The organism is Mycolicibacterium austroafricanum, assembly GCF_000612725.1.
GTDB classification, from domain to species: Bacteria; Actinomycetota; Actinomycetes; order Mycobacteriales; family Mycobacteriaceae; genus Mycobacterium; species Mycobacterium austroafricanum.
Window position 1 is genome coordinate 19,852 of the sequence record NZ_HG964459.1, and the last position, 23,994, is coordinate 43,845.

Sequence of the window (23,994 nt, forward strand, 5' to 3'; positions counted from 1 at the left end):
CCGGCCTCCGACACACCTGCTCCCCAGCCGCGGCCGTTCCCCCAGCAGCCGGCTCCCACGCCACCGCCCGGTCCGTCACCGGCGCCCGGCCCGACCCCGCCGCCGGGCACAGCACCGCCCGCAGACCAGGATGTCCCGCTGGCGACCCGCATCCAGGACGAGAAGCGGTTGCGGCAGAGTACCGAGCAGGCGATCCAGATCCTCGCGCTGCAGTTCCAGGCCACCCGCTGTGGTCAGGAGGATGTGCTCGCCGGAAACGACGACCCGAATCTGCCGCTGGTGACCTGCTCGCAGGACGGCAACGAGGTCTACCTGCTGGACAAGTCGATCATCAGCGGCGAGCAGATCGCCAACGCCTCGTCGGGCTTGAATCAGCAGGCCGGTGAGTACGTCGTCGACGTGGAGTTCAAGAGCGACGCCGCCAAGGTGTGGGCGGACTTCACCGCCGCCAACGTGGGCACCCAGACCGCGTTCGTCCTGGACTCCCAGGTGGTCAGCGCTCCCGTCATCCAGGAGGCCATCCCCGGCGGACGGACCCAGATCACCGGGCAGTTCACCCAGACGACCGCGCGCGAGTTGGCCAACGTCCTGAAATACGGCTCGCTGCCGCTGTCCTTCGAATCCTCCGAGGCCGAGACCGTCTCCGCGACGTTGGGTCTGTCGTCGCTGCGGGCCGGCCTGATCGCCGGCGTGGTCGGCCTGGTGGCCGTGCTGCTGTACTCACTGCTCTACTACCGGGTGCTCGGAGTGCTGATCGCGCTGTCCCTGACCGCCTCGGGCGCCATGGTGTTCGCGATCCTGGTGCTGCTCGGCAGATACATCAGCTACACGCTGGACCTGGCCGGTATCGCCGGTCTGATCATCGGTATCGGCATGACCGCGGACTCGTTCGTGGTGTTCTTCGAGCGCATCAAGGACGAGATCCGGGAGGGACGGTCGTTCCGGTCGGCGGTGCCCCGAGGCTGGGCCAGGGCCCGAAAGACGATCGTGTCCGGCAACGCGGTCACCTTGCTGGCCGCTGCGGTGCTGTACTTCCTCGCCGTCGGCCAGGTGAAGGGCTTCGCGTTCACCCTGGGGCTGACCACCATCCTCGACATCGTCGTCGTGTTCCTGGTGACCTGGCCGCTGGTGTACATGGCGTCCAAGTCGACCCTGTGGGCCAAGCCGTCGCTCAACGGGCTCGGGGCCGTCCAGCAGATCGCACGCGAACGTCGAGCGGCCGCGAGCGCGGCGGGACGGGGTTAGACCATGGCGACACGTAACCGCACAGACGCCGACGAGACCGCTGCGGTCGAGGCCGCTGATCTGGAGTCCGCCGCGGCGGGAGCGCCCAAGCACGGCTTCTTCGTCCGGCTCTACACCGGCACCGGCGCCTTCGAAGTCATGGGCAAGCGCAAGCTCTGGTACACCGTCAGCGCGGTGATCATCCTGGTGTCACTGGGCGCGATGTTGTTGCGCGGCTTCACCTTCGGCATCGACTTCGAGGGCGGCACCAAGGTGTCGCTGCCGCGCAGTGACGCCCAGGCCACCACCTCGCAGGTCGAGACGGTGTTCACCGACACCATCGGGACGCCGCCGGAAGCGGTCGTGGTCGTCGGCAGCGGCGATTCGGCGACGTTCCAGATCCGGTCGGAGACACTGGACAACGACCAGATCGTGGAGCTGCGCAAGGCGCTGTTCGACGCATTCCAGCCGAAGGGCGCGGACGGCCAGCCGAGCGAGCAGGCCGTCAGCGATTCGGCGGTGTCGGAGACCTGGGGCGGTCAGATCACCCAGAAGGCGCTCATCGCGTTGGCGGTGTTCCTGGTGCTGGCGGCCATCTACATCACGGTGCGCTACGAGCGGTACATGGCGATCGCGGCGCTCGCGACACTGGTGTTCGACCTCCTGGTCACCGCCGGTGTGTACGCGCTCGTCGGGTTCGAGGTCACTCCGGCGACGGTGATCGGCCTGCTGACGATCCTGGGCTTCTCGCTCTACGACACGGTCATCGTGTTCGACAAGGTGGAGGAGAACACCGACGGCTTCGAGCACACCACCCGCCGGACGTTCGCCGAACAGGCCAACCTGGCCGTCAACCAGACGTTCATGCGGTCGATCAACACCAGCTTGATCTCGGTGCTGCCGATCATCGCGCTGATGGTGATCGCGGTCTGGCTGCTCGGCGTCGGCACGCTGATGGACCTGGCGCTCGTCCAGCTGGTCGGCGTGATCGTCGGCACCTACTCGTCGATCTTCTTCGCCACGCCGCTGCTGGTGAGCCTGCGGGAACGCACAGAACTGGTGAGCAAGCACACCCGCCGGGTGCTCAACCGCCGCAAGACCGCGGCGGCCCGGGCCGGCGGGGTCGAGATCAGCGACGACGACACCGCCGTTGACGGTGACGCCGAGCCTGCCGCGGTCGCGGCCACGCCTCCGGCGCCCCTCCCGGACAAACCTGTGCCCGGCGCGCGTCCGGTACGGCCCACCAGCAGCAGGACCGGGCGACCGTCGGGTAAGCGCACCCCGCGGAATCGGTAGGAGCCGATGGCCGGCCGTTGGCGCCTGCGAGCCCATGGGGAACCACGTGTGCGCCGTCGTGCGACCGCGCTGACAGCGGTGCTCGCCCTCATCGGCGGGCTCGGGCTGTCCTCGTGCGCGGACGACACCGCCGACGCGGTCGACTACGCCGTCGACGGAACGCTGGTCACCTACAACACCAACACGGTCGTCGGCGCAGCCTCGGCGGGCCCGCAGGCGTTCGCCCGCGTGCTGACCGGATTCAACTATCACGGGCCGGACGGTCAGATCGTCGGCGATCACGACTTCGGCACCATCTCGGTGGTCGGCCGGAGCCCGCTGATCCTCGACTACGAGATCAAGGCCGAGGCCGTGTACTCTGACGGCAAGCCGATCACCTGCGACGACATGGTGCTGGCGTGGGCCTCGCAGTCGGGCCGGTACCCGTGGTTCGACGCGGCCAGCCGCGCGGGTTACGCCGACATCGCGACCATCGACTGCGCCCCGGGGCAGAAGAAGGCGCGGGTGTCGTTCGCGCCGGACCGCGGGTTCACCGACTACGGCCAGCTGTTCGCGGCCACGTCGATGATGCCGTCGCACGTCGTCGCCGACGTGCTCGGCCTCGGTGAGGGCGGCGTGACGACAGCGCTGCAGACCAACGACAGTCCCGTTGTCGAGCGCATCGCGCAGGTCTGGAACACCACCTGGAATCTCGCCCCCGACCTCGATCTGAAGAAGTTCCCGTCCTCGGGTCCCTACAAGCTGGACTCCGTCACCGAGGACGGGGCCGTGGTGCTGGTGGCCAACGACAAATGGTGGGGGACCGCACCGGTCACCGGCAGGATCACCGTGTGGCCGAGCAGCGCCGACATGCAGGACCGCGTCAACGAGGGCGCCTACGACGTCGTCGACATCGCGACCGGATCGTCGGGCACGCTCAACCTGCCCGACGACTATGTGCGCACCGACTCTCCGTCGGCCGGCATCGAACAGCTCATCTTCGCCCCACAGGGTCCGCTGGCGGCGGTTCCGGCGCGCAGGGCGCTCGCACTGTGCACTCCGCGTGACGTGATCGCCCGCAGCGCGGAGCTGCCGGTGGCCAATGCGCGGCTCAACGCCGCCACCGAGGACGCCTACGGCGCCGCGGAGTCCACGCCGCAGGTCAACGAGTTCGCGGTGGCCAACCCCGATGCGGCCCGCGCCGCGCTCAACGGAGCGCCGCTGACCGTGCGGATCGGCTACCAGACACCCAACGCCCGGCTCGCCGCGACCGTGGGGACGATCGCGAAGGCATGTGCCCCCGCGGGCATCACCGTCGAAGACGCCGCCGCGGAGGGCATCGGTCCGCTGTCGTTGCGGGACAACGAGATCGACGTGCTGATCGCGGGCACCGGGGGAGCGGCGGGCAGCGGGTCGTCGGGTTCCTCGGCGATGGACGCCTACACGCTGCACAGCGGCAACGGCAACAACTTGCCGCGCTACCGCAACGAACGCATCGACGCGATCATCGCGACGATGGCTGTCACCTCGGACCCGAAGGAACTCGCCCGGCTCCTCGGTGAGGCGGGTCCGATCCTGTGGGGCGATATGCCGACGTTGCCGCTGTACCGTCAGCAGCGAACCCTGCTCACCTCGACGAAGATGTATGCGGTGAGCGGTAATCCGACGCGATGGGGCGCGGGGTGGAACATGGACCGTTGGAAGCTGAGCCAGTGACGGACATCGCCGACGTCATCAGGTCGCTGATGCGGGAGGTCCCCGACTTCCCCGAACCGGGCGTCCACTTCAAGGACCTGACCCCGGTGCTCGCCGACGCGCGGGGGCTGGCGGAGGTCAGCAAGGCGATCGCCGACGCCGCGCGCGGCGCGGACTTGGTGGCTGGGGTGGACGCCCGCGGCTTCCTGCTCGGGGGCGCCGTCGCGGTCACGCTGGGCATCGGTGTGCTCGCGGTGCGTAAGGGCGGCAAGTTGCCGCCTCCGGTCATCGGCGCGACCTACACGCTCGAATACGGCACGGCGACGCTCGAAGTGCCCGCCGAGGGCATCGAACTGGCCGGGCGCTCGGTGGTGGTCATCGACGACGTGCTGGCCACCGGCGGGACGCTGGCGGCCACCCACCAGTTGCTCACCCGCGCCGGCGCCAACGTCACGGGCGCGGTGGTGATGATGGAGCTCGCCGCACTCGGCGGGCGCGCCGCGCTCGAACCGCTCGAGGTCACCAGCCTCTACACCGCCTGAGCGGATATCCTGCGAAGAGCACAGACGGAGGAGGTGCGCATGGCCGACAAGGTGAGGACGGAACCCGTCGCAGGCCAGGCCGTGCAGTCACCGCCGCCGCCGGTCGCCACCCCGGAAACCCAGCCGATGGAGCTCCCCAAGCCGCCGACCAGCGCGTCGCGCCGGGTGCGGGCCCGGCTGGCCCGCCGGATGACCTCGCAGCGCAGCACCATCAACCCGGTGCTCGAGCCGCTGGTCGCGGTGCACCGCGAGATCTACCCCAAGGCCGACCTGACGCTGTTGCAGAAGGCGTACGAGGTCGCCGAGCAGCGCCACGCCGACCAGCTGCGCAAGTCCGGGGACCCCTACATCACCCACCCGCTGGCGGTGGCGAACATCCTGGCCGAGCTCGGCATGGACACCACCACGCTGATCGCCGCGCTGCTGCACGACACCGTCGAGGACACCGGCTACACCCTTGAGGCGCTGACCCAGGAGTTCGGCACCGAGGTCGGTCACCTGGTCGACGGCGTCACCAAGCTCGACAAGGTGGCGTTGGGCACCGCGGCCGAGGGCGAGACCATCCGCAAGATGATCATCGCGATGGCGCGGGACCCGCGGGTGCTGGTGATCAAGGTCGCCGACCGGCTTCACAACATGCGCACCATGCGCTTCCTGCCGCCGGAGAAGCAGGCGCGCAAGGCCCGCGAGACGCTGGAAGTCATTGCGCCGCTTGCGCATCGGCTCGGAATGGCGACGGTCAAGTGGGAGCTGGAGGACCTGTCCTTCGCGATCCTGCACCCGAAGAAGTACGAGGAGATCGTACGGCTGGTCGCCGACCGGGCGCCCTCGCGGGACACCTACCTGGCCAAGGTGCGCGCCGAGATCACCGCCACCCTCAACGCGTCGAAGATCAACGCCACCGTCGAGGGCAGGCCCAAGCACTACTGGTCGATCTATCAGAAGATGATCGTCAAGGGCCGCGACTTCGACGACATCCACGACCTGGTCGGGGTGCGCATCCTGTGCGACGAGGTCCGCGACTGCTACGCCGCGGTCGGCGTGGTGCACTCGCTGTGGCAACCCATCGCCGGACGGTTCAAGGACTACATCGCCCAGCCGCGGTTCGGCGTCTACCAGTCCCTGCACACCACGGTCGTCGGTCCCGAGGGTAAGCCGCTGGAAGTGCAGATCCGCACGATCGACATGCACAAGACCGCCGAGTACGGCATTGCCGCGCACTGGCGCTACAAGGAAGCCAAGGGCCGCAACGGGGTACCGCCCAGCCACGCTGCCACCGAGATCGACGACATGGCATGGATGCGGCAGCTGCTCGACTGGCAGCGGGAGGCCGCCGACCCGGGCGAGTTCCTGGAGTCGCTGCGCTACGACCTTGCGGTGCAGGAGATCTTCGTGTTCACCCCGAAGGGGGATGTGATCACGCTTCCCACCGGCTCCACGCCGGTGGACTTCGCCTACGCGGTGCACACCGAGGTGGGGCACCGCTGTATCGGGGCCCGCGTCAACGGCCGCCTTGTTGCCCTGGAGCGCAAGCTCGAAAACGGGGAAGTGGTCGAGGTTTTCACATCCAAGGCACCCAACGCGGGTCCGTCGCGGGACTGGCAGACCTTCGTCGTGTCCCCGCGTGCCAAGGCCAAGATCCGGCAGTGGTTCGCCAAGGAGCGGCGCGAGGAGGCGCTGGACTCCGGCAAGGAGGCGATCGCCCGCGAGGTGCGCCGTGGTGGACTTCCGTTGCAGCGCTTGATGAATGCAGAGACGATGGCCGCGCTGGCCCGCGAACTGCGGTACGCCGACGTGTCCGCTCTCTACACCGCGGTCGGCGAGGGGCACGTGTCCGCACGGCACGTCGTGCAGCGGTTGGTGGCCCAGCTCGGCGGTGACGACGAAGCGGCCGACGAGATCGCCGAGCGCTCCACACCGGCGACCATGCCGGTGCGGCAGCGCACCAGCGACGACGTCGGGGTCGCCGTGCCGGGCGCGCCGGGGGTGTTGTGCAAGCTCGCCAAGTGCTGCACGCCGGTGCCGGGCGACAACATCATGGGCTTCGTCACGCGCGGCGGCGGGGTCAGCGTGCACCGCACCGACTGCACCAACGCCGCGTCGCTGCAAGATCAGTCGGAACGCATCATCGAAGTGCAGTGGGCACCGTCACCGTCGTCGGTGTTCCTGGTCGCCATCCAGGTCGAGGCGCTCGACCGGCACCGGCTGCTGTCGGATGTGACCCGCGTGCTCGCCGACGAGAAGGTCAACATCCTGTCGGCGTCGGTGACCACGTCCAACGACCGGGTCGCGATCAGCCGGTTCACCTTTGAGATGGGCGACCCCAAGCACCTCGGCCACGTCCTCAACGTGGTGCGCAACGTGGAAGGCGTCTACGACGTCTACCGCGTCACGTCCGCGGCCTGAGCTCCAACGCGAGCAGGGGCGCCCCAGCTAGCCGGAGGTCTTGACCGACTCGATCGTCACCGCGTCCGAGGGTGGGCCGTCGGTTGCCCCGCCCATCACCCCGCCTACCGCGACGCGGTCAAGCACCGCAAGGCCTTTCGGGTCTATGGTGCCGAAAACCGTGTATCTGGGCGGCAGCATCGAGTCGCCGTAGACCAGGAAGAACTGGCTGCCGTTGGTGCCAGGACCGACGTTCGCCATGGCCAGGGTGCCACGCGGGTACACCACCTCGGCGTTCTGCGCCGGATCGGAAAGCCGGTACTGGTTGGTCGGATACTCGTTGGGGAACCGGTATCCCGGCCCGCCGGCACCGGTTGCGGTCGGATCCCCGCATTGCAGCACCCGCATGGCGGGGGCGGTGGTGAGCCGGTGGCAGCGGGTGCCGTCGAAGTAGCGCTGCCCAGCCAGGCTGGTGAAGTTGTGCACCGTGCACGGCGCTTTTGCGTTGTCGAGCATCAGCGTGATGTCCCCGCGATTGGTGACGACACTCACCGGCACGAATTCAGGCGTCTTCGACACCTGGCCCTGGCGCGGTGGTGCCACCGGCCTGCTCGGCGGCTCGGTGGTGGCCGGATACTGGCAGTTGGCGCCCAGCGTCGCAGGCGGATCGAACGGCGGCAGCGGCGGACCCGTCGGCGCATCGAGGGCGTGGCCCCGGAAATCGTCGGCCTCGTCGAACTCTTCGAGCTGGCGCGCCAGCAGCACCACCATCACCACGCTGACCACCACGATCACGACGGTCGCCACCGTCACCAGGTAACTGATCACGAGCCCGGCGATCGCCAGCCCGCGTCCCTCCTCGCCGGTCTTCTTGATCTGCGAGAGCGACATGTGGCCGAACACGATGCCCAGTGGCGCGAAGACGAACGCGCACACCAATGACGCGATCGCCAGCGAGTTGGTGGCCCGCGGTGGCGGGTAACCCGGGTACTGGCTGTACGGGCCGTGCACCACCGCGCCGTCAGTCCAGCTGAATCGACTTCACCGTGGTGGCCAGTTGCGGCGCGCCGTCGGGACCGCCGCCGGCAACCCCCGCGGCCGCGATCTTGTCCAGCGTCTGCAACCCGGTCTCGTCGATCGTCCCGAACACCGTGTACTGCGGCGGCAACTGCGAGTCCTTGTAGACCAGGAAGAACTGGCTGCCGTTGGTGCCAGGTCCCGCGTTGGCCATCGCCAACGTGCCGCGCGGATAGACGACGGGCGCTCCGAGTGCCGGGTCGTCGGGCTGGTACTGGTCGGTCGGGTACTCGTTGGCGAACTCGTAGCCAGGGCCTCCGGTGCCCTCGCCGGTCGGGTCGCCGCACTGCAGCACCCCGAGCGAGTCGCTGGTGGTGAGCCGATGGCACGGCGTGTCGTTGAAGAACCCCTGCTGCGCCAGGCTGGCGAAGCTGTTGACGGTGCACGGCGACTTGCCGTTGTCCAGCTGCAGACCGATGTTGCCCTGGTCGGTCGCCATGCTGGCGCTGACCAGCGCCGGGTCGGTCGGCACCTTGCCGCTGCGCGGCGGGTTGTTCGACTTGCTGGCCGCCTCGGCGGACTTCGGGTACTGGCAGTCGCTGCCGAGCCCCTCCGCCGCGACGAACTCCGGCAACGCACCCGCCTCCGTGGGCGGTGGCACGTCGAACGGCGACGACGTCTGCGTCGTCGAGGTCGCGGTGGACGCGGTCTGCGTGCCCGAGTCGCGGTTGGTGATCACGATTGTGGCGACCACGGCGGCGATGACGACCACCGCGGCCACCGCCGACCCGACGATCGTGTAGAGGCGGCGCTTGCGTTCACGCTCGGCCCGATTCTCGAGTTGACGCTCAAGCTTGCGTTTGGCTGTCGCACGCCGTTGTTCGTTCGTCGGCACGGCCGGTGTCCTCCTCGCAGTAGATCCGGTCGGCACCGAGTGTGCCAGCTGACGCTGGGCGGCCATGGCGCGACCCTCCTGAACAGGGCCGCGACCTGGGCATGGGAAGCTGGAAGGCGTGTTGATCACCGGATTCCCGGCCGGCATGTTGGCGTGCAACTGCTACGTGCTGGCCCCGCGGCAGGGCGCCGACGCCATCGTCGTCGACCCCGGTCAGCGGGCCATGGGGCCGCTGCGGCAGATCCTGGACGACAACCGGCTCACCCCGGCCGCGGTGCTGCTCACGCACGGGCACCTCGACCACATGTGGTCGGCGCAGAAGGTCGCCGACACCTACGGCTGCCCGACGTTCATCCATCCCGCCGACCGACATATGCTCACCGATCCGATCAAGGGTTTCGGGCGGGGATTTCTCGGCGGCCTGGCGCGCTCCGCCGTCGGCGCCATGTTCCGCGAGCCCAGGCAGGTGCTCGAGCTCGACCGTGACGGCGACAAGATCGAGCTGGGCGGGATCGCCGTCGCCGTCGACCACACCCCGGGGCACACGCAAGGCTCGGTCGTCTTCCGTGTCGAGCAGGGAACCGAGCAGGTGGCCTTCACCGGTGACACGCTGTTCCGTTCGTCGGTGGGCCGCACCGACCTGCCCGGCGGCAGCGGCCGCGACCTGATGGAATCCCTCGTGACAAAACTGTTGGTGCTCGACGACGACACCCTGGTATTACCGGGGCACGGCGAACGGAGCACCATCGGCATCGAACGCCACACCAACCCATTCCTCGAAGGTCTGACCCCGTGACTGAGCTCTCCTCGTTCAAGGCGCCCAAAGGCGTCCCCGACTACCTGCCGCCCGCATCGGCAGAGTTCGTCGCCGTGCGCAACGGTCTGCTCGCTGCGGCCCGCCGCGCCGGCTACGGCGACATCGAGTTGCCGATCTTCGAGGACACCGCGCTGTTCGCGCGCGGGGTGGGGGAGTCCACCGACGTGGTCTCCAAGGAGATGTACACCTTCGCCGACCGCGGCGACCGGTCGGTGACGCTACGGCCGGAGGGCACCGCGGGCGTGATGCGCGCGGTCATCGAGCACGGCCTCGACCGCGGGCAGCTGCCGGTCAAGTTGTGCTATTCTGGGCCGTTCTTCCGCTACGAGCGACCGCAGGCCGGCCGGTATCGGCAGCTGCAGCAGGTCGGGGTGGAGGCGATCGGCGTCGACGACCCCGCGCTCGACGCCGAGGTGATCGCGGTGGCCGACGCCGGGTTCCGCTCGCTCGGGCTGGACGGTTTCCGGTTGGAGATCACGTCGTTGGGCGACGACAGCTGCCGGCCGCAGTACCGGGAGCTTCTGCAGGAGTTCCTGTTCAAACTCGACCTCGACGAAGAGACCCGGCGCCGCGCCGAGATCAACCCGCTGCGGGTGCTCGACGACAAGCGTCCGCACATGAAGGAGATGACCGCCGACGCGCCGGTGATGCTCGACCACCTCTCGGATGCGGCCAAGCAGCATTTCGACACGGTGCTGGCGCACCTGGATGCGCTGTCGGTGCCGTATGTGATCAATCCGCGGATGGTGCGCGGCCTGGACTACTACACCAAGACGACGTTCGAGTTCGTGCACGACGGTCTGGGCGCCCAGTCCGGCATCGGCGGCGGCGGCCGCTACGACGGGCTGATGCATCAGCTCGGCGGGCGGGACCTGTCCGGCATCGGGTTCGGGCTCGGTGTGGACCGCACGCTGCTGGCGTTGCGCGCCGAGGGCAAGTCCGCCGGGGAGACCGCCCGAGTCGACGTGTACGCGGTGCCGCTCGGCGGCGACGCGAAGGTGCGGCTCGCCGTGCTTGCGGCGCAACTGCGGGCCGCCGGTGTCCGTGTCGACGTGGCCTACGGCGACCGCAGCCTCAAGGGCGCGATGAAGGGCGCCGACCGTTCCGGCGCGTCGATCGCGCTGGTCGCCGGTGACCGTGACCTGGAGGCCGGCACCGTCGGGATGAAGAGCATGGCCACCGGCGAGCAGGTCGACGTCGCGGTGGAAAGCGTTGTCGCAGAGGTCCTTTCCCGCCTGAGCTGATCAGCGCCGCCGGCGCCGCGAGCTCGTCAGAAACGAGGCGAGAGTGTAGCTGGCACGTGGAAAGTCATCTGGTACGCAGTGTCACCTTTTCGGATGACGCACCGACTGTCCGAGGTCTGCCTGCGAGGTCGGAAGGACTGCTGAGCGCACGCCTAGCAAGTTGAGCGCGAATCTGTTGGCGAATAAATTGCCGTATGTGTTAATTTAGCTAGCGATGCACGCGCTGCCCCTGGGGGGCGGCGCGAGTCGCGTCCGATGGCATGACGCTTTGGAGATTCGGCTGTTCGACTTCGGGCTTTGGTGTCCAGCCCGCTTTGCTGCGGTGTCTGGGACGAGCACGGAGTCGACTCGGCCGGCTGTGATTGAGCAAAGGAGCTGCGTTGGCCGCCGCCAGCCCACGGAAGCCGCGACGGACGTCGGGCCGCCACCGTAAGCCCTCGACGCGTACCCCTTGGCTCGGCGTTGGTGCCGTCGGCTTCGGGTTGGCCGCGGCGCTCATCAGCGGTCAGGGTGTGGCCTCGGCGGCGCCGGGCGACGCGTCGAACTCCCAGGACAGCAGTGCGGGGACCGGCGATACCGGCGATGGCGGCAACACCGTTGAACCCGGCGCGGGCACGGTGACTTCCGTCGAGGACGAGGGCAGCGACCCCGACGAGGCGCCCGCGGATGACACCCAGGACGACACCGAGGACGTCGACGATGCCGTCGACCCTGATGGTGATGACCCGACGAACGACGACCCGGCGAACGACGGTGCCGAACCCGTCGACGACGAGTCGGAGCCTGAACCAACCGAAGAGCCCGACGAGGACACGTCGCCGGACACGCCCGCCGACGATCAGGAACCCGCGGAGCCGTCTCAAGATCCGGCTACGCCCGCGCCGTCGACCGAGTCGAGTGCGCCCGAGCCCGAAGCGACCGAATCGTCCGCCCTCCCGGAGTCGGGGTCGGCGGATACGGCCGAGGACAGCGCCGATCCGGTCACCACCGAATCGCCAAGCAGCACCGGCGCGGACGCTTCGGATGACGGGAATGCCACAGCAGAGTCCGCGGTCGAAGTCGACCCGGCACAGACGGCCGTCATCGCCATGGTCAAAGAGTTGCTGAAGGCGATCGGCATAACCCAGACCGGCGGTGACGGTTCCTCACCGCTGACCTCGATCGACGAGTTGATCCAAGGGTTGTGGCTCGCCGGCCGTCAGGATCAACAAGCACGAGCCACCCAGCGCAAGGCGGTCGCCGCGCTGGTCGAACTGGTCAGTGAAAACTCGCTCGCCCAGCTCGGCACGTCGATCGGGTGGATCCCGGTCGTGGGAACGGCGGTATACGGCGTCAGTTTCCTGGGCAACCTCGTTGCGTTGGGTGTTGCAGTGCTGCAGGGGGACGGCGCCGAGGTTGCCGACGAACTCCGGGATCTCGGACGCGATCTCATCGGCATGGTCCCGGTCGTCGGCGCTCCCGTCGCCGGGACGCTGTACGCCGATGATGCGTTTCCCAGTGCGACCGCGCGCATGTCGACCCTCGCCGCGGCGGAACCGGCCCTGGCCGCGGTGGAACCGGCCCTGGCTGCGGCGGCGGCGGCCCCGGTGGGGTCGCAGCAGCACTTCTTGAGCGTGTTGCAGCGGGCGGTGAGCCGACTCGTTGGCTGGCCCGGCACGCCGCGCAACTTCGTCGACGTGACCAATTACCAAACCGACCAGACGCTCGACCTCGCCAACAACCAACTCGACGGCCTCTATGCGAACGCGCCGGTGGGCAGTCAGGCGCGGTGGCTTCCGGATATGGTCAGCATCGTCAGTCTCTTCTTCATCCCGTCGGTTTCGGGCGCCACCTTCACCGACAAGCTCAATGCGATGGGCGACTTCCTGAACCGGGTGATTCCGCCGTTCACCATCGCCGACGGTGCGGGCACTTTCGACATCATTTCGCCGTACAAGATCATGGGTGCCGCCGTGGTGGGGACGGCGACGGTTCTGAAAGACATGCTCAACGGCATCTACGATCCGGTCCAGATCGAGATCGACGTCATCAAGGCGACCACCGGGGCCACCGTCACCGCGTCGGACCTCAATGATCAAAACGCGCTGATGACCAAGGTTGCACTCGCTCAGCTCGGAAGCGACCCCGGCGCGTTCGGCGACCCGGAACGGGCCTGGGACGTCACGCTTCCCACGTGGACTGAGGCCCAGGTGAATCCGTACACGCTGACGGTCTACGTGGCGCTGGTCGGGATATACAAGCGGTTCCAGGAGATGGCTGCGCTGACGACTTTCACCACCTGGACGACGTACGACAGCTGGCACTACACCAACGGTTTGGGTATGTACGCGGCCGGAACGTTCCATGCGGTCGATCCAGACGGCGGCACGATCGAATTCCGTGCCGACGGCACGCTCGGCAAGACGTATACCACCGAGGGCAATGCGTTGGTGACCATCAACACCGTCGGAGGCGGTTTCACCTACACCCCGCCGGCAATATGGGACCCCAAGTTCCAGAACGCGGCGTTTTTCCACCGCTCCACCGCGGAGGACCCGGAAGAGAGGTTCGACTGGGTCACCGTGGAGGCGTACTCCGCCGACGGCGTCCCCATCAACATCCGGGTGGGAATCGAGATCATCGACGGGACGAACGCCGCCCCGACCTACAGCGGTATCACGGGCCAGAACACCGACGCGTTGGGCGTGCTGAAGGGCAGGATCACCGGCAACGACGCCGACGGTGACACGTTGAAGTATTACCTGGTCGAGTCTTCGGTCAACGGTATGAGCGGCAACTCCGCCTACACCAAGAACGGCTCCGGTAACGGAGGCATCGTCACCCTCAGCGAGAACGGTGATTTCACCTACGTGTCGAATGGGACGGCCGGCGCCACGCAGAGCTTCCAGGTACGGATCAACGACGGCCACCACGGCAATACGATCGTCACGGTCACCGTGACCAACACCACCAGCATCACCCCGGCGAACGTCAACACCTCGACGCAGAACGTCGTCACCGGGACGGTGCCGAACTCGACCAACAAACCTGGGGCGTTCGTCAGCTACACGCTGGGTAGCTCCCCGACGAAGGGCAGCGTCACGTCCTTCGACCCGACCACCGGCGCCTTTACGTATGTGCGCGACTCGGGGCTGGGTCACGGCACGACGCCCGACGACTTCGTCACGGTGATTGCCACCGATGCCGACGGCCGCCAGGTCACCCTGCGGATGGCCGTCGCGCCGACGGTGTCGAACGCCGGTCCGACGGTGGTCTTGACCACGCAGCCGACGGTCGGCACGCTGTCGGGAACTACGCAGACCAGCACCGGAAAGCTGACCTACTCCGATCCGGACGGCGACGCTCCGGTGTGGACGACCGCCACCTCGTCGCGGGGTGCCACCATCACCTTCGCCGCCGACGGCACGTTCACGTACACGAGCAACCTCACTGTGGCGCAGCGTCACGCGGTGGCCAGGATCGGGGCCGCGGGGAGCACCTACAACGGTGTCGCGCTCGCGGCGTGGGAGGATGCCTTCACCGCGACCGTCTCAGACGGATTCGGCGGCACGGCGCAGGTCACGGTGAAGGTGCCGATCTACGCGATCAACGCCAATCCCACGATCGGCACCAACAGCCCGGCGTGTGGCTTCGGCACCTGTACTGTGACGGCGACGACGACGGACCCGGACGGCGACGACCTGAGCGGTAGCTTGAACACCTCGAACAACGGCAACGGCGACCCTTGGTACACGCTTGCACGGGGATCGGTCACCATCAACGCGGGTAATCAGCACACATTCAGCTGGACGGGCAACAGCAACGGTCTCGGTACCCAGCAAACTGGTATCCAGATCTACACCGTCTACGACGGCCACTACCGGGTCACGAACGGCGTGGTGGACACCAGCTACTTCGCGCGTGCGTGGGTCCAGTGGAACAACACAACCAGGACTTTCGGGAACTAGCTTGCGCAACGGCTGCTCGCCGAGACGTGTCGAATCCCGCTGCGAGCGTGCGCATTCGCCGAGAAAGTGATGGCGTGTTGCCCGCAGACACGCACGCTCGCGGGGTAGGGCTAAATCGCCATCGCGGCGCGGACGTCGGCCTCCGACGCCGAGCCGCCTGTGCCGCTGGAGGTCACCCGGCCGGCCTCCAGGATGTAGTAGCACTGCGACGCTTCCAGCGCGAAGCCGATGTGCTGCTCGACGAGCAGCACGCCGAGGTCGCCGCGAGCGGTCAGCGCGGTGATGGCCTCTTCGATCTCGTGCACCACCGACGGCTGGATGCCCTCGGTCGGCTCGTCGAGGATCAGGCATTTCGGGGTGGTGATCAGCGCGCGGGCGATGGCCAGCTGCTGCCGCTGACCACCCGAGAGCAGCCCTGCTCGTCTGCCCAGCAGCTCCTTGAGCGCCGGGAACAGGTCGAGTTGCTCGTCGATCAGCGCCTTGCCGTTCTTGCGGCCGTCGGCCACGACCTGCAGGTTCTCGGCGGTCGTCAGCTGGCCGAACGACTGCTGGCCCTGTGGCACATACGCCAGACCGCGGGCCACCCGCGCGCTGGGCCGCAGCTTGGTGATGTCGTCGCCGTCGAACAGCACCTTGCCCGACGTGCATTTGAGCAGTCCGACCGCGGCCCGCAGCAGCGTGGTCTTGCCGGCACCGTTGTGGCCCATCACCGCCGCGACACCGTCGGTGGGGACCTCGATGCTGACGCCGTGAATGACCTCGCTGCGGCCGTAGCCGGTGCGGACGTCGACCAATTGCAGCATCAGGAGTTCTCCTCGACGAGTTCGATGCCGTCGGCGCCGGCGGCGGCGGTGCCCAGATAGACCTCCTGCACCTTCGGGTTGGCCTGCACCTCGGTGACCGAGCCCTCCGCGATCACCTGCCCGCGGGCGAGCACGGTCACCGACGTCGCGAACGCCCGCATGAAGTCCATGTCGTGCTCGACGACGACGACGGTGCGTTCGGCACCGATGCGCCGCAACAGGTTTCCGGTCTCCTCACGTTCCTCGGCGCTCATGCCCGCCACCGGTTCGTCGAGCAGCAGCACGTCGGCGTTCTGCACCAGCAGCATGCCGATCTCCAGCCACTGCTTCTGTCCGTGGGCGAGTACCCCGGCGGGCTTGTCGGCCAGATGCGTCAACCCGATCGTGTGCAGCGCCTGTTCGATCGCCGGGAGCACGCCGTTGCGCCGCCGCAGCAGCGTCCACACCGACCGGCCGGCGCCGGCGGCGATGTCGAGGTTCTGCAGCACGGTGAGCTGCTCGAACACGCTGGCGGTCTGGAACGTTCGGCCCACCCCGCGGCGGGCGATCTGGTGCACCTTCTTGCCGAGCAGCTCGACACCGGACTTGTTCACCGATCCGGTGGCGGGGACGAGACCGGTGATCGCGTCGATGACGGTCGTCTTGCCCGCGCCGTTCGGCCCGATCAGGAATCGCAGGTCGCCCTGGAACAGCGTGAGGTCGACGTCGCTGACGGCCTTGAAGCCGTCGAAATCGACCGTCAGGCCCCGCACTTCGAGATACTGGGTGCCCATTCCGGCGTTGCCGCCTTCGACGGGTTCCTTGCCCGCGGTGCTCGCTTCGACCTCGGTCATGAGCCGGCCCCCACCTTCTCCGTGTCGGGATCGGTGTCGGGGGCCTTCTCCGGCGGCGGTTCGGTCCCGGCCTTGCGGCGCCGTTTGAGCAGCACCCCGAGACCGGCCAGGCCGGCCGGGAAGAACCCGACGACGACGATGAACAACAGGCCCTGGGCGTAGGTCCACTCCGACGGGAAGCGTTCGGAGAACAGGGTTTGCGCCCAGGCCACCCCGATGGCGCCCAGTACGGGCCCCAGCAGCGTGGTGCGTCCGCCGATCGCGACGCCGATGAGGAACGCGATGGAGGGCAGGATGCCGACCTGAGACGGCGCGATGAACCCGACGATCGGGGCGAACAGCGCGCCGGCGATGCTGGCGAACAACGCCGCCACCGCGTAGGCCACCACCTTGATGTTGGCCGGGTCGTAGCCCAGGAAACGCACCCGCTCCTCACCGTCGCGGACGGCGACCAGCAGCTCGCCGTACCGGCTCTGCATGAGCTGGCGCACCACGGCGACGACGACCAGCAGCACCACCGCGGCGATGAAGTAGAGCATCCGCCGGTTCACCGGGTCGTTGAGCGCGAACCCGAAGAACGTGCGGAACCTGTTGAGCCCGTTGGACCCGCCGAGGCTGGTCTGGCCGACCAGCAGGATGGCCAGCGCCGCGGCCAGCGCCTGCGACAGGATCGCGAAGTAGGCGCCTTTGACCTTGCGCTTGAACACGCCGAGCCCGAGCGCGGCGGCGATGCCGGTGGGAACCACGACGATGGCGATCAGCGTCACCAGCGGTGAGGCGAAAGGCGCCCAGTATCCCGGCAATTCGCGTATGCCCTGGATCTGCATGAAGTCGGGCACCTCGTCGCCGCGCAGCTGCGCGTCGGTGATCTTGAGGTGCATCGCCATCATGTAGCCGCCGAGCCCGAAGAACACGCCCTGGCCCAGCACCAGCATGCCGCCCCGGCCCCAGGCCAGGCCGATACCGACGGCGACGATCGCAAAGCACAGGAACTTGCCCAGCAGGCTGAGCCGGAAATCGGACAGCACCGCCGGCGCCACCACGAACAACACCAGCGCGGCCGCACCGAACCCGGCCCAGGTCTGCCAGCGGCCGAGGAGGGTCCTCATACGAGACTCCTTGTCCGAACTGTGAACAAGCCCTGCGGACGCACCTGCAGGAAGATCACGATGATCACGAACACGATCACCTTCGCCAGCGACGCGGTGGTGTTGTACTCGATGAACGAGTTCAGGAAACCGAGGGTGAACGCCGCGATCACGGTGCCCTTGATCTGCCCGAGGCCGCCGACGACGACCACCAGGAACGCGTCGATCAGGTAGCTCTGCCCGATGGTCGGGCTGGTGGAGCCGATCAACGTCAACGCGACCCCGGCGACGGAGGCCAGACCGGAACCGATGAAGAACGTGGTGATGTCGGTCCTGCGGGACGAGATACCACTGGTCTCGGCGAGATCGCGGTTCTGCACCACCGCGCGGATGCGCCGGCCCATCGGACTGACCTTGAGCACGACCGCGAGCACCGCGACGCACACGACGGCGAGCACCAGGATGAAGATGCGGGTCTTCGGCACGACGGCACCGAGGATCTCCACGCCGCCGGACAACCATTCCGGTGCCACGACGTTGACCGCGGGAGCGCCGAAGATGTCACGGGCCACCTGCTGCAGGATCAGCCCGACGCCGAAGGTCACCAGAAGCGTGTCCAGCGGCCGGTCGTACATCCGCTGGATCAGCGTCACCTCCAGCAGCGCGCCCATGGCACCGCCGATGAAGAACCCGACGACGAGCGAGATGATCAGCGAGACACCGGCGCTGGAGACGAGCTGCTGCACCACGTAGGCGGTGTAGCAGCCGGCCATGATGAACTCGCCGTGCGCCATGTTGATGACGCCCATCTGGCCGAAGGTCAGTGCCAGCCCGAGAGCGGCCAGCAACAGGATCGAGCCGAGGCTCAATCCTGTTGCCAGCTGTCCGATTACGACATCCATAGGGTGGTCAGCCGGACAGTCCGGCGGCCCACTCGTAGGACTTCAGGTACGGGTCCGGCTCGATCGGGCCGGGCGACTCCCACACCGTGTAGATCAGGCCGTCGGGCCGGATCTCGCCGATGCGGGCGGTCTTGGTGATGTGGTGGTTCTCGCCGTCGATGGTGACCAGACCCTCCGGCGCGTCGAAGGTGACGCCCCCGGCGTTGTCCTGGATCTCCTTCACGTCGAACGACTGTGCCTTCTCGACGGTGTTCTTCCACAGGTAGACCGACACGTAGGCGGCTTCCATCGGGTCGGAGGTCGGCTTGTCGGCGCCGTACTTGTCCTTGTAGGCCTTGACGAACTCGTTGTTCACCGGCGTGTCGATGGTCTGGTAGTAGTTCCACGCCGTCAGCTGACCGGTGATGTTCTGCACACCGATGCCGCCGACCTCTTCCTCGGCGATGGACACCGACACCACCGGCATGTCCTGCGGGGTCAGGCCGACGTTGCGGTACTCGCGGAAGAACGCCACGTTGGAGTCGCCGTTGAGGGTGTTGAACACCGCGTCGGCGTCGGCGGTGCGCACCTTGTTGACGATCGTGGAGAAGTCCGTCGAACCCAGCGGGGTGTAGTCCTCACCCTTGATCTCGATGCCGTTGGCCGCCGCGTACGCCTTGATGATGCGGTTGGCGGTCTGCGGGAAGACGTAGTCGCTACCGACCAGGTAGAGCGACTTGATGCCCTTCTCCTTGAGGTAGTCCAGCGCAGGCACGATCTGCTGGTTGGTGGTCGCGCCGGTGTAGAAGATGTTGGGGGAGGACTCCAGGCCCTCGTACTGCACGGGGTAGTACAGCAGCGAGTTCGCGCTCTCGAACACCGGAAGCATGGCCTTGCGGCTCGACGAGGTCCACCCGCCGAACACCGCGGCCACGCAGTCGCTGCTGATCAGCTTCTCGGCCTTCTCGGCGAACACCGTGGGCTCTGACGCGCCATCCTCACCGACGAGCTGGATCTGCTTGCCCATCACTCCGCCGGAGGCGTTGATCTGCTCGACGGCCAGATCGATCGCGTTGCGGACAGTCACCTCGGAAATCGCCATGGTGCCCGACAGTGAGTTCAGTGCGCCGACCTTGATGGTGGAACCGGAGGTGTCCACGCAGGATTCGGCATTTGCTGAATCTGTCTCGCTCGCCTTGCTGCCACAGCCGGCCAGCAGCAGGCTCGCGGCAGCCACGACGCTTCCTGCGGTCAGCGCGGTTCGTTTCACACGGTGGCGTCGAGGTTGGTCCATGAATGGCCTTTCTGGCAGTCGGCAGCACTCATCCGCTGATGAGGCGCCGAGTCGGAGTACTTCACAACGCTTCAGAACGCGAGGTTTCGACACCGCCCCGGTGTCGAATCCGGACGTTAGAGCGCCTGTGTTTCTGCCAAATGTCTGTGTGTGACAGCCAAGTTAACCTGTTGACGCAACCCACCGTTGGTTTGCCATTAACCGACGGGGCGGTGGCAGGACCGGGGCGGACGTAACGATCCGGTACCGTCCGGCGATGTGACGGACATGCGAACAGCTACAGCCAAGCTAGGAGCGGCAGTCGGGGCAGCAGCGCTGGTGGCCGCCATGGGAATGATCAGTCCGGCGATGGCGGGCGCTCAGGACGGCCATCAGGTCCGGTACACCCTCACCTCGGCCGGTGCCTACGAGTTCGACCTCTTCTACCTGACCAGCCAGCCGCCGAGTATGGAGGCCTTCAACGCCGACGCCTACGCGTTCGCCAAGCGGGAGAAGGTCAACCTGGCGCCGGGTGTGCCGTGGGTTTTCGAAACCACGATGGCGGACCCGAATTGGGCGATCCTCCAGGTGAGCAGCACCACCCGCGGCGGGCAGGCGGCCCCGAACGCGCACTGTGACATCGCCGTCGACGGGCAGGTGCTCACCGAGCACAACGATCCCTACAACGTGCGGTGCCAGCTCGGTCAGTGGTGATTCAGGCCGGTCAGGGCCTGCGGCAGCGGGTCCCGATGCAGCACGCCGAGGCGTTGTGTCGCGCGGGTCAGGGCGACGTAGAGGTCTGCCGCCCCGCGTGACCCTTCGGCGAGAATCCGCTCCGGATGCACCACCAACACGGCGTCGAACTCCAGGCCTTTGGTCTCGGTCGGTATCACCGCACCCGGTACGTCGGCCGGTCCGATGACGACATGGGTGCCCTCCCGGTCGGCTTCCTCGCGGATGAAATTCTCGATGGCTGACGGCAATTCGTCGTCGCTGACCTTGCGTGCCCACGGCACCACGCCCGTCGACCGCACCGACTCCGGCGGCCGCGCCCCGGGAGCGAACTCGGCGAGTACGTCGGCGGCGACAGCCATGATCTCGGCCGGGGTGCGGTAGTTCACCGTCAGTGTCCGGTACATCCAGCGATCGGGCACGTACGGCTCGAGCACCGCGGCCCACGAGGCGGCCCCGGCCGGTGACCGGCGTTGCGCGAGATCTCCGACCATCGTGAACGACCGGCTCGGGCAGCGCCTCATCAGCACCCGCCAGTCCATCTCGGAGAGCTCCTGGGCCTCGTCGACGACGACGTGCCCGTACGTCCATTCCCGGTCTGCGGCAGCACGTTCGGCCACTTCCCGGGTGTCGCGCTCGAGGAAGCGTTCGGCCAGGTCCTCGGCGCCGATGACGTCACGGGCCAGCAGCAGATCCTCGTCCTCCATCAGGTCCTCGCGGTCGACCATCAGGTCGAGTACGCCTGCGGCGTAGGCTGCCTCCTCCCGGCGTTCCCGCTCCGCGGCTTCCTCGGCGGACTTGTCGCGACCGAGCAGATCGACGAGTTCGTCGAGCAGCGGAACATCGGAAATGGTCCACGCGGCACCGTCGGTGCGATACAGCGCCGGGTCGGCGCCGGCTGCCCGCAGCCGCTCCGGTGACGAATAGAGCTCTGCGAGAAGTACTTCCGGTGTCAGCTTGGGCCACAGCTGGTCGATCGCCGCTTTGAATGCGGTGTGGTCTTCGAGTTCGTCGAGCAGATCTGCGCGCAGGTGTTCCCAGGCGGCCCGATCGTCGCGGGTGAGCCATCCGCGGCCGATCTTGGCGATCGCCCTTTCGGTGAGCGCCCAGGTGATGACGTCGACGAACACCGCGCGGGCGTCGTTGTGTGGCTGGTCGCCGGCCCGCGCCTCCTGGATCGCCCACTGGGCGATGTCGGCGCCGATGCTCACCGAGACGTCGGAGAGGTCGATGGGCAGTGGATCCTGCGGCGCGCGCTGGCGATCGGCGACCGCGGCCTTGAGTACGTCGAGCATCGCCAGCGAGCCCTTGATCGCGGCGGCCGCGGGGGTGTCCTCGGCGGTGACGTGCAGACCGGGCACCAGGTCACCGGTGGTCATGAACACCACATTGGTCTCGCCCAGAGACGGCAGCACGCGACCGATGTGGCGCAGGAACGCCGCGTTCGGACCGACCACCAGCACGCCGTGGCTCTCCATCCGCTTGCGCTGCGTGTAGAGCAGGTACGCGACGCGGTGCAGGGCCACCACCGTCTTCCCGGTGCCGGGGCCGCCCTCGATTACCAGCACCCCGGGATGGTCCAGCCGGATGATGGCGTCCTGCTCGGCCTGGATCGTGGCGACGATGTCGCGCATGCCGTCGCCGCGCGGCGCGTTGACGGCCGCCAGCAGGGCGACATCGCTGGAGCTGCCCGGCTGTTCTCCGGCGTCGTCTGCCACGGGCCGGCCGAACACCTCGTCGGTGAAACGCAGGAGGCGGCGCCCGAGGCTGTGAAACTGTCGGCGCCGGCGCATGTTCTCCGGGTTGGCGCCGGTGGCGACATAGAACGCGCGGGCGGCGGGGGCCCGCCAGTCCAGCAGCAACGGCTCGTGGTCGTCGTCGAGCACGCCGATGCGCCCGATGTAGAGACGTTCGCCGGTGAGGCTGTCCAGCCGGCCGAAGCACAGACCGGCGTCGGCGACGTTGAGCCTGTCCATCTGTGCGGCCGTCGCGCGCACCTCGGCGTCGCGGGCCACCAGGGTCGCGCCGTTCTGCGCATCGACGGGACTGCGCAGCGCGGCGGCGTACCGGTCCTTCACCCGGGTCCGCTCCGCATCCAGCCGGGCATACAGCCCGTCCACGTACCCGCGTTCGGACTGCAGCTCTGCCTGATAGTGGGTGGAGTGGTGAGTTGACATGTGCCCCTTAAGGTTCTGCGCCGAGAGAGCGATTCTGCGCCATCACCCCGGCCTTGCCGCAAGCCCCCATCCCAGCGGTATGGTGGAACGGGCGAACGCCGGTGCTTGACACTGTATCGAACGTATGTTCGCATAGGGTATGCGCTGGGCTGGCCAAGGCATCGACGTCGACGACGGCGCGTTGCCCGGGCTCCAGCGTATCGGTCTGATCCGCAGCGTCCGTACCCCACAGTTCGACGGCATCACCTTTCACGAGGTGCTGTGCAAATCGGCGTTGAACAAGATTCCGGCCGCGTCGATGCTGCCCTTTCGGTACACGGTCAACGGCTACCGCGGCTGCTCTCACGCCTGCCGCTACTGTTTCGCCCGGCCCACCCACGAGTACCTGGATTTCGACAGCGGGCGCGACTTCGACACCCAGGTGGTGGTCAAGACCAACGTCGCCGACGTGTTGCGCCGCGAGTTGCGGCGGCCGTCGTGGACACGGGAGACCGTTGCGCTTGGCACGAATACGGACCCGTATCAGCGTGCCGAGGGCCGCTACGCCCTGATGCCCGGCATCATCGGCGCGCTCACCGATTTCGGGACGCCGTTCTCGATTCTCACCAAGGGCACGCTGCTGCGCCGGGATCTGCCGCTGCTCACCGAGGCGGCGCGCAGGGTCGACGTCAGCGTCGCGGTGTCACTCGCCGTGGGGGACGCCGAGTTGCACAGCCTGGTCGAACCCGGCACGCCCTCGCCCGAGGCGCGGCTGGGCCTGATCTCGGCGATCCGGTCGGCGGGTCTGAGCTGCCATGTGATGGTGGCGCCGGTGCTCCCGGGGCTGACCGACTCCCGCGACCATCTCGACGACCTCCTCGGGCGGATCGCGGCGGCAGGAGCGACCAGTGCGACGGTGTTCGGGCTGCACCTGCGGGGTAGCACGCGTGGCTGGTTCATGGACTGGCTGGCCCGCACCTACCCCGACCTGGTCGGCGAGTACCGCCGGCTCTACCGGCGGGGGGCCTACCTGCCGCCCGAATACCGGGCCGAGTTGGCGCGCACGGTCGCGCCGCTGATGGCCAGGCACCGGCTGGCGGCCGCACCGCGGATGGCCGCACCGGCGCCGAGCGTGGTCCCGGTCACGGCCGGTTCATTGCAGGCCACTCTGTTCTGACGGCGGCTAC

Annotated in this window: 18 protein-coding genes; 10 read left to right on the forward strand and 8 right to left on the reverse strand. The window is 67.8% G+C overall.

Annotation, left to right across the window (positions count from 1 at the left end; translation table 11 throughout):
* From secD to BN976_RS27815, 5 genes are all read left to right on the forward strand, one after another.
* The coding region (gene secD / locus BN976_RS27795; protein WP_036376045.1) for a protein translocase subunit SecD at positions 1-1,245 on the forward strand (1,245 nt) is incomplete at its 5' end.
* A 3-nt stretch (positions 1,246-1,248) separates the two neighbouring features.
* Positions 1,249-2,520 carry a protein translocase subunit SecF gene (gene secF / locus BN976_RS27800; RefSeq protein ID WP_036376048.1) on the forward strand — a complete coding sequence of 424 codons (1,272 nt, stop codon included), beginning with the start codon at positions 1,249-1,251 and terminating at the stop codon, positions 2,518-2,520.
* A 6-nt stretch (positions 2,521-2,526) separates the two neighbouring features.
* Complete coding sequence (locus BN976_RS27805; RefSeq protein ID WP_051558584.1) at positions 2,527-4,215, forward strand: ABC transporter substrate-binding protein; 1,689 nt, start codon at positions 2,527-2,529, stop codon at positions 4,213-4,215.
* A complete protein-coding gene (locus tag BN976_RS27810; protein WP_086008500.1) occupies positions 4,197-4,736 on the forward strand; it encodes an adenine phosphoribosyltransferase in 540 nt (179 codons plus the stop codon). Before BN976_RS27805 ends, BN976_RS27810 begins: the two co-directional genes overlap by 19 nt.
* Positions 4,737-4,775: 39 nt before the next feature.
* On the forward strand, positions 4,776-7,142 hold the full coding sequence (locus tag BN976_RS27815; RefSeq protein WP_011779804.1) for a RelA/SpoT family protein: 2,367 nt from the start codon (positions 4,776-4,778) through the stop codon (positions 7,140-7,142).
* Positions 7,143-7,169: 27 nt separating this feature from the next.
* Here BN976_RS27815 and BN976_RS27820 read toward each other — a convergent pair whose 3' ends face one another.
* Together BN976_RS27820 and BN976_RS27825 are read right to left on the reverse strand one after the other, a co-directional pair.
* On the reverse strand, positions 7,170-8,132 hold the full coding sequence (locus BN976_RS27820) for a peptidylprolyl isomerase (RefSeq protein WP_036376258.1): 963 nt from the start codon (positions 8,130-8,132) through the stop codon (positions 7,170-7,172).
* Between the two features lie 10 nt (positions 8,133-8,142).
* Positions 8,143-9,033 carry a peptidylprolyl isomerase gene (locus BN976_RS27825; RefSeq protein WP_036376055.1) on the reverse strand — a complete coding sequence of 297 codons (891 nt, stop codon included), beginning with the start codon at positions 9,031-9,033 and terminating at the stop codon, positions 8,143-8,145.
* 118 nt (positions 9,034-9,151) lie between these two features.
* Between BN976_RS27825 and BN976_RS27830 the strand changes: the two genes are divergently transcribed.
* From BN976_RS27830 to BN976_RS27840, 3 genes are all read left to right on the forward strand, one after another.
* Complete coding sequence (locus BN976_RS27830) at positions 9,152-9,829, forward strand: MBL fold metallo-hydrolase (protein ID WP_036376057.1); 678 nt, start codon at positions 9,152-9,154, stop codon at positions 9,827-9,829.
* Complete coding sequence (gene hisS, locus BN976_RS27835) at positions 9,826-11,094, forward strand: histidine--tRNA ligase (protein ID WP_036376060.1); 1,269 nt, start codon at positions 9,826-9,828, stop codon at positions 11,092-11,094. The genes BN976_RS27830 and hisS overlap by 4 nt, the downstream gene beginning before the upstream one ends.
* Before the next feature lie 380 nt (positions 11,095-11,474).
* Complete coding sequence (locus tag BN976_RS27840) at positions 11,475-15,041, forward strand: Ig-like domain-containing protein (protein ID WP_036376063.1); 3,567 nt, start codon at positions 11,475-11,477, stop codon at positions 15,039-15,041.
* 110 nt (positions 15,042-15,151) lie between these two features.
* Here BN976_RS27840 and urtE read toward each other — a convergent pair whose 3' ends face one another.
* The 5 genes from urtE to urtA are packed head-to-tail and all read right to left on the reverse strand — an operon-like array spanning position 15,152 to position 19,940.
* Positions 15,152-15,844, reverse strand: coding sequence for an urea ABC transporter ATP-binding subunit UrtE (urtE, locus tag BN976_RS27845; RefSeq protein WP_011779809.1), 693 nt, complete (start codon positions 15,842-15,844; stop codon positions 15,152-15,154).
* Positions 15,844-16,677 (reverse strand): urea ABC transporter ATP-binding protein UrtD, encoded by an 834-nt coding sequence (urtD, locus tag BN976_RS27850; RefSeq protein WP_036376065.1) that lies wholly within the window; start codon positions 16,675-16,677, stop codon positions 15,844-15,846. The genes urtE and urtD overlap by 1 nt, the downstream gene beginning before the upstream one ends.
* Positions 16,674-17,786 carry an urea ABC transporter permease subunit UrtC gene (gene urtC / locus BN976_RS27855; protein WP_036376068.1) on the reverse strand — a complete coding sequence of 371 codons (1,113 nt, stop codon included), beginning with the start codon at positions 17,784-17,786 and terminating at the stop codon, positions 16,674-16,676. Before urtC ends, urtD begins: the two co-directional genes overlap by 4 nt.
* A complete protein-coding gene (gene urtB, locus BN976_RS27860; protein ID WP_036376071.1) occupies positions 17,783-18,667 on the reverse strand; it encodes an urea ABC transporter permease subunit UrtB in 885 nt (294 codons plus the stop codon). The genes urtC and urtB overlap by 4 nt, the downstream gene beginning before the upstream one ends.
* 7 nt (positions 18,668-18,674) lie before the next feature.
* Positions 18,675-19,940 (reverse strand): urea ABC transporter substrate-binding protein, encoded by a 1,266-nt coding sequence (gene urtA / locus BN976_RS27865; protein WP_036376074.1) that lies wholly within the window; start codon positions 19,938-19,940, stop codon positions 18,675-18,677.
* Positions 19,941-20,207: 267 nt separating this feature from the next.
* On the opposite strand from urtA, the gene BN976_RS27870 reads away from it, so the two are divergent.
* The gene (locus tag BN976_RS27870) at positions 20,208-20,633 is read left to right on the forward strand and encodes an Rv2576c family protein (RefSeq protein ID WP_011779814.1); all 426 of its coding nucleotides are present in this window, start codon (positions 20,208-20,210) and stop codon (positions 20,631-20,633) included.
* Here BN976_RS27870 and helR read toward each other — a convergent pair.
* Positions 20,624-22,828, reverse strand: a complete 2,205-nt coding sequence (gene helR, locus BN976_RS27875) for an RNA polymerase recycling motor ATPase HelR (protein ID WP_011779815.1) — start codon at positions 22,826-22,828, stop codon at positions 20,624-20,626. The two genes, BN976_RS27870 and helR, sit on opposite strands and share 10 nt — an antisense overlap.
* A 139-nt stretch (positions 22,829-22,967) precedes the next feature.
* Here helR and BN976_RS27880 point away from each other — a divergent pair, with 139 nt between their 5' ends.
* The gene (locus BN976_RS27880; RefSeq protein ID WP_011779816.1) at positions 22,968-23,984 is read left to right on the forward strand and encodes an Rv2578c family radical SAM protein; all 1,017 of its coding nucleotides are present in this window, start codon (positions 22,968-22,970) and stop codon (positions 23,982-23,984) included.
* Positions 23,985-23,994 lie beyond the last annotated feature (10 nt).

Excerpts from the sequence above, each read along its gene's own strand:
- urtD (WP_036376065.1), bottom strand. The coding sequence starts at position 16,677 with ATGACCGAGGTCGAAGCGAGCACCGCGGGCAAGGAACCCGTCGAAGGC.
- urtB (WP_036376071.1), bottom strand. The coding sequence starts at position 18,667 with ATGGATGTCGTAATCGGACAGCTGGCAACAGGATTGAGCCTCGGCTCG.
- urtE (WP_011779809.1), bottom strand. The coding sequence starts at position 15,844 with ATGCTGCAATTGGTCGACGTCCGCACCGGCTACGGCCGCAGCGAGGTC.
- BN976_RS27870 (WP_011779814.1), top strand. The coding sequence starts at position 20,208 with ATGCGAACAGCTACAGCCAAGCTAGGAGCGGCAGTCGGGGCAGCAGCG.
- BN976_RS27815 (WP_011779804.1), top strand. The coding sequence starts at position 4,776 with ATGGCCGACAAGGTGAGGACGGAACCCGTCGCAGGCCAGGCCGTGCAG.
- urtC (WP_036376068.1), bottom strand. The coding sequence starts at position 17,786 with ATGAGGACCCTCCTCGGCCGCTGGCAGACCTGGGCCGGGTTCGGTGCG.
- helR (WP_011779815.1), bottom strand. The coding sequence starts at position 22,828 with ATGTCAACTCACCACTCCACCCACTATCAGGCAGAGCTGCAGTCCGAA.
- urtA (WP_036376074.1), bottom strand. The coding sequence starts at position 19,940 with ATGGACCAACCTCGACGCCACCGTGTGAAACGAACCGCGCTGACCGCA.
- BN976_RS27880 (WP_011779816.1), top strand. The coding sequence starts at position 22,968 with ATGCGCTGGGCTGGCCAAGGCATCGACGTCGACGACGGCGCGTTGCCC.
- secF (WP_036376048.1), top strand. The coding sequence starts at position 1,249 with ATGGCGACACGTAACCGCACAGACGCCGACGAGACCGCTGCGGTCGAG.
- BN976_RS27805 (WP_051558584.1), top strand. The coding sequence starts at position 2,527 with ATGGCCGGCCGTTGGCGCCTGCGAGCCCATGGGGAACCACGTGTGCGC.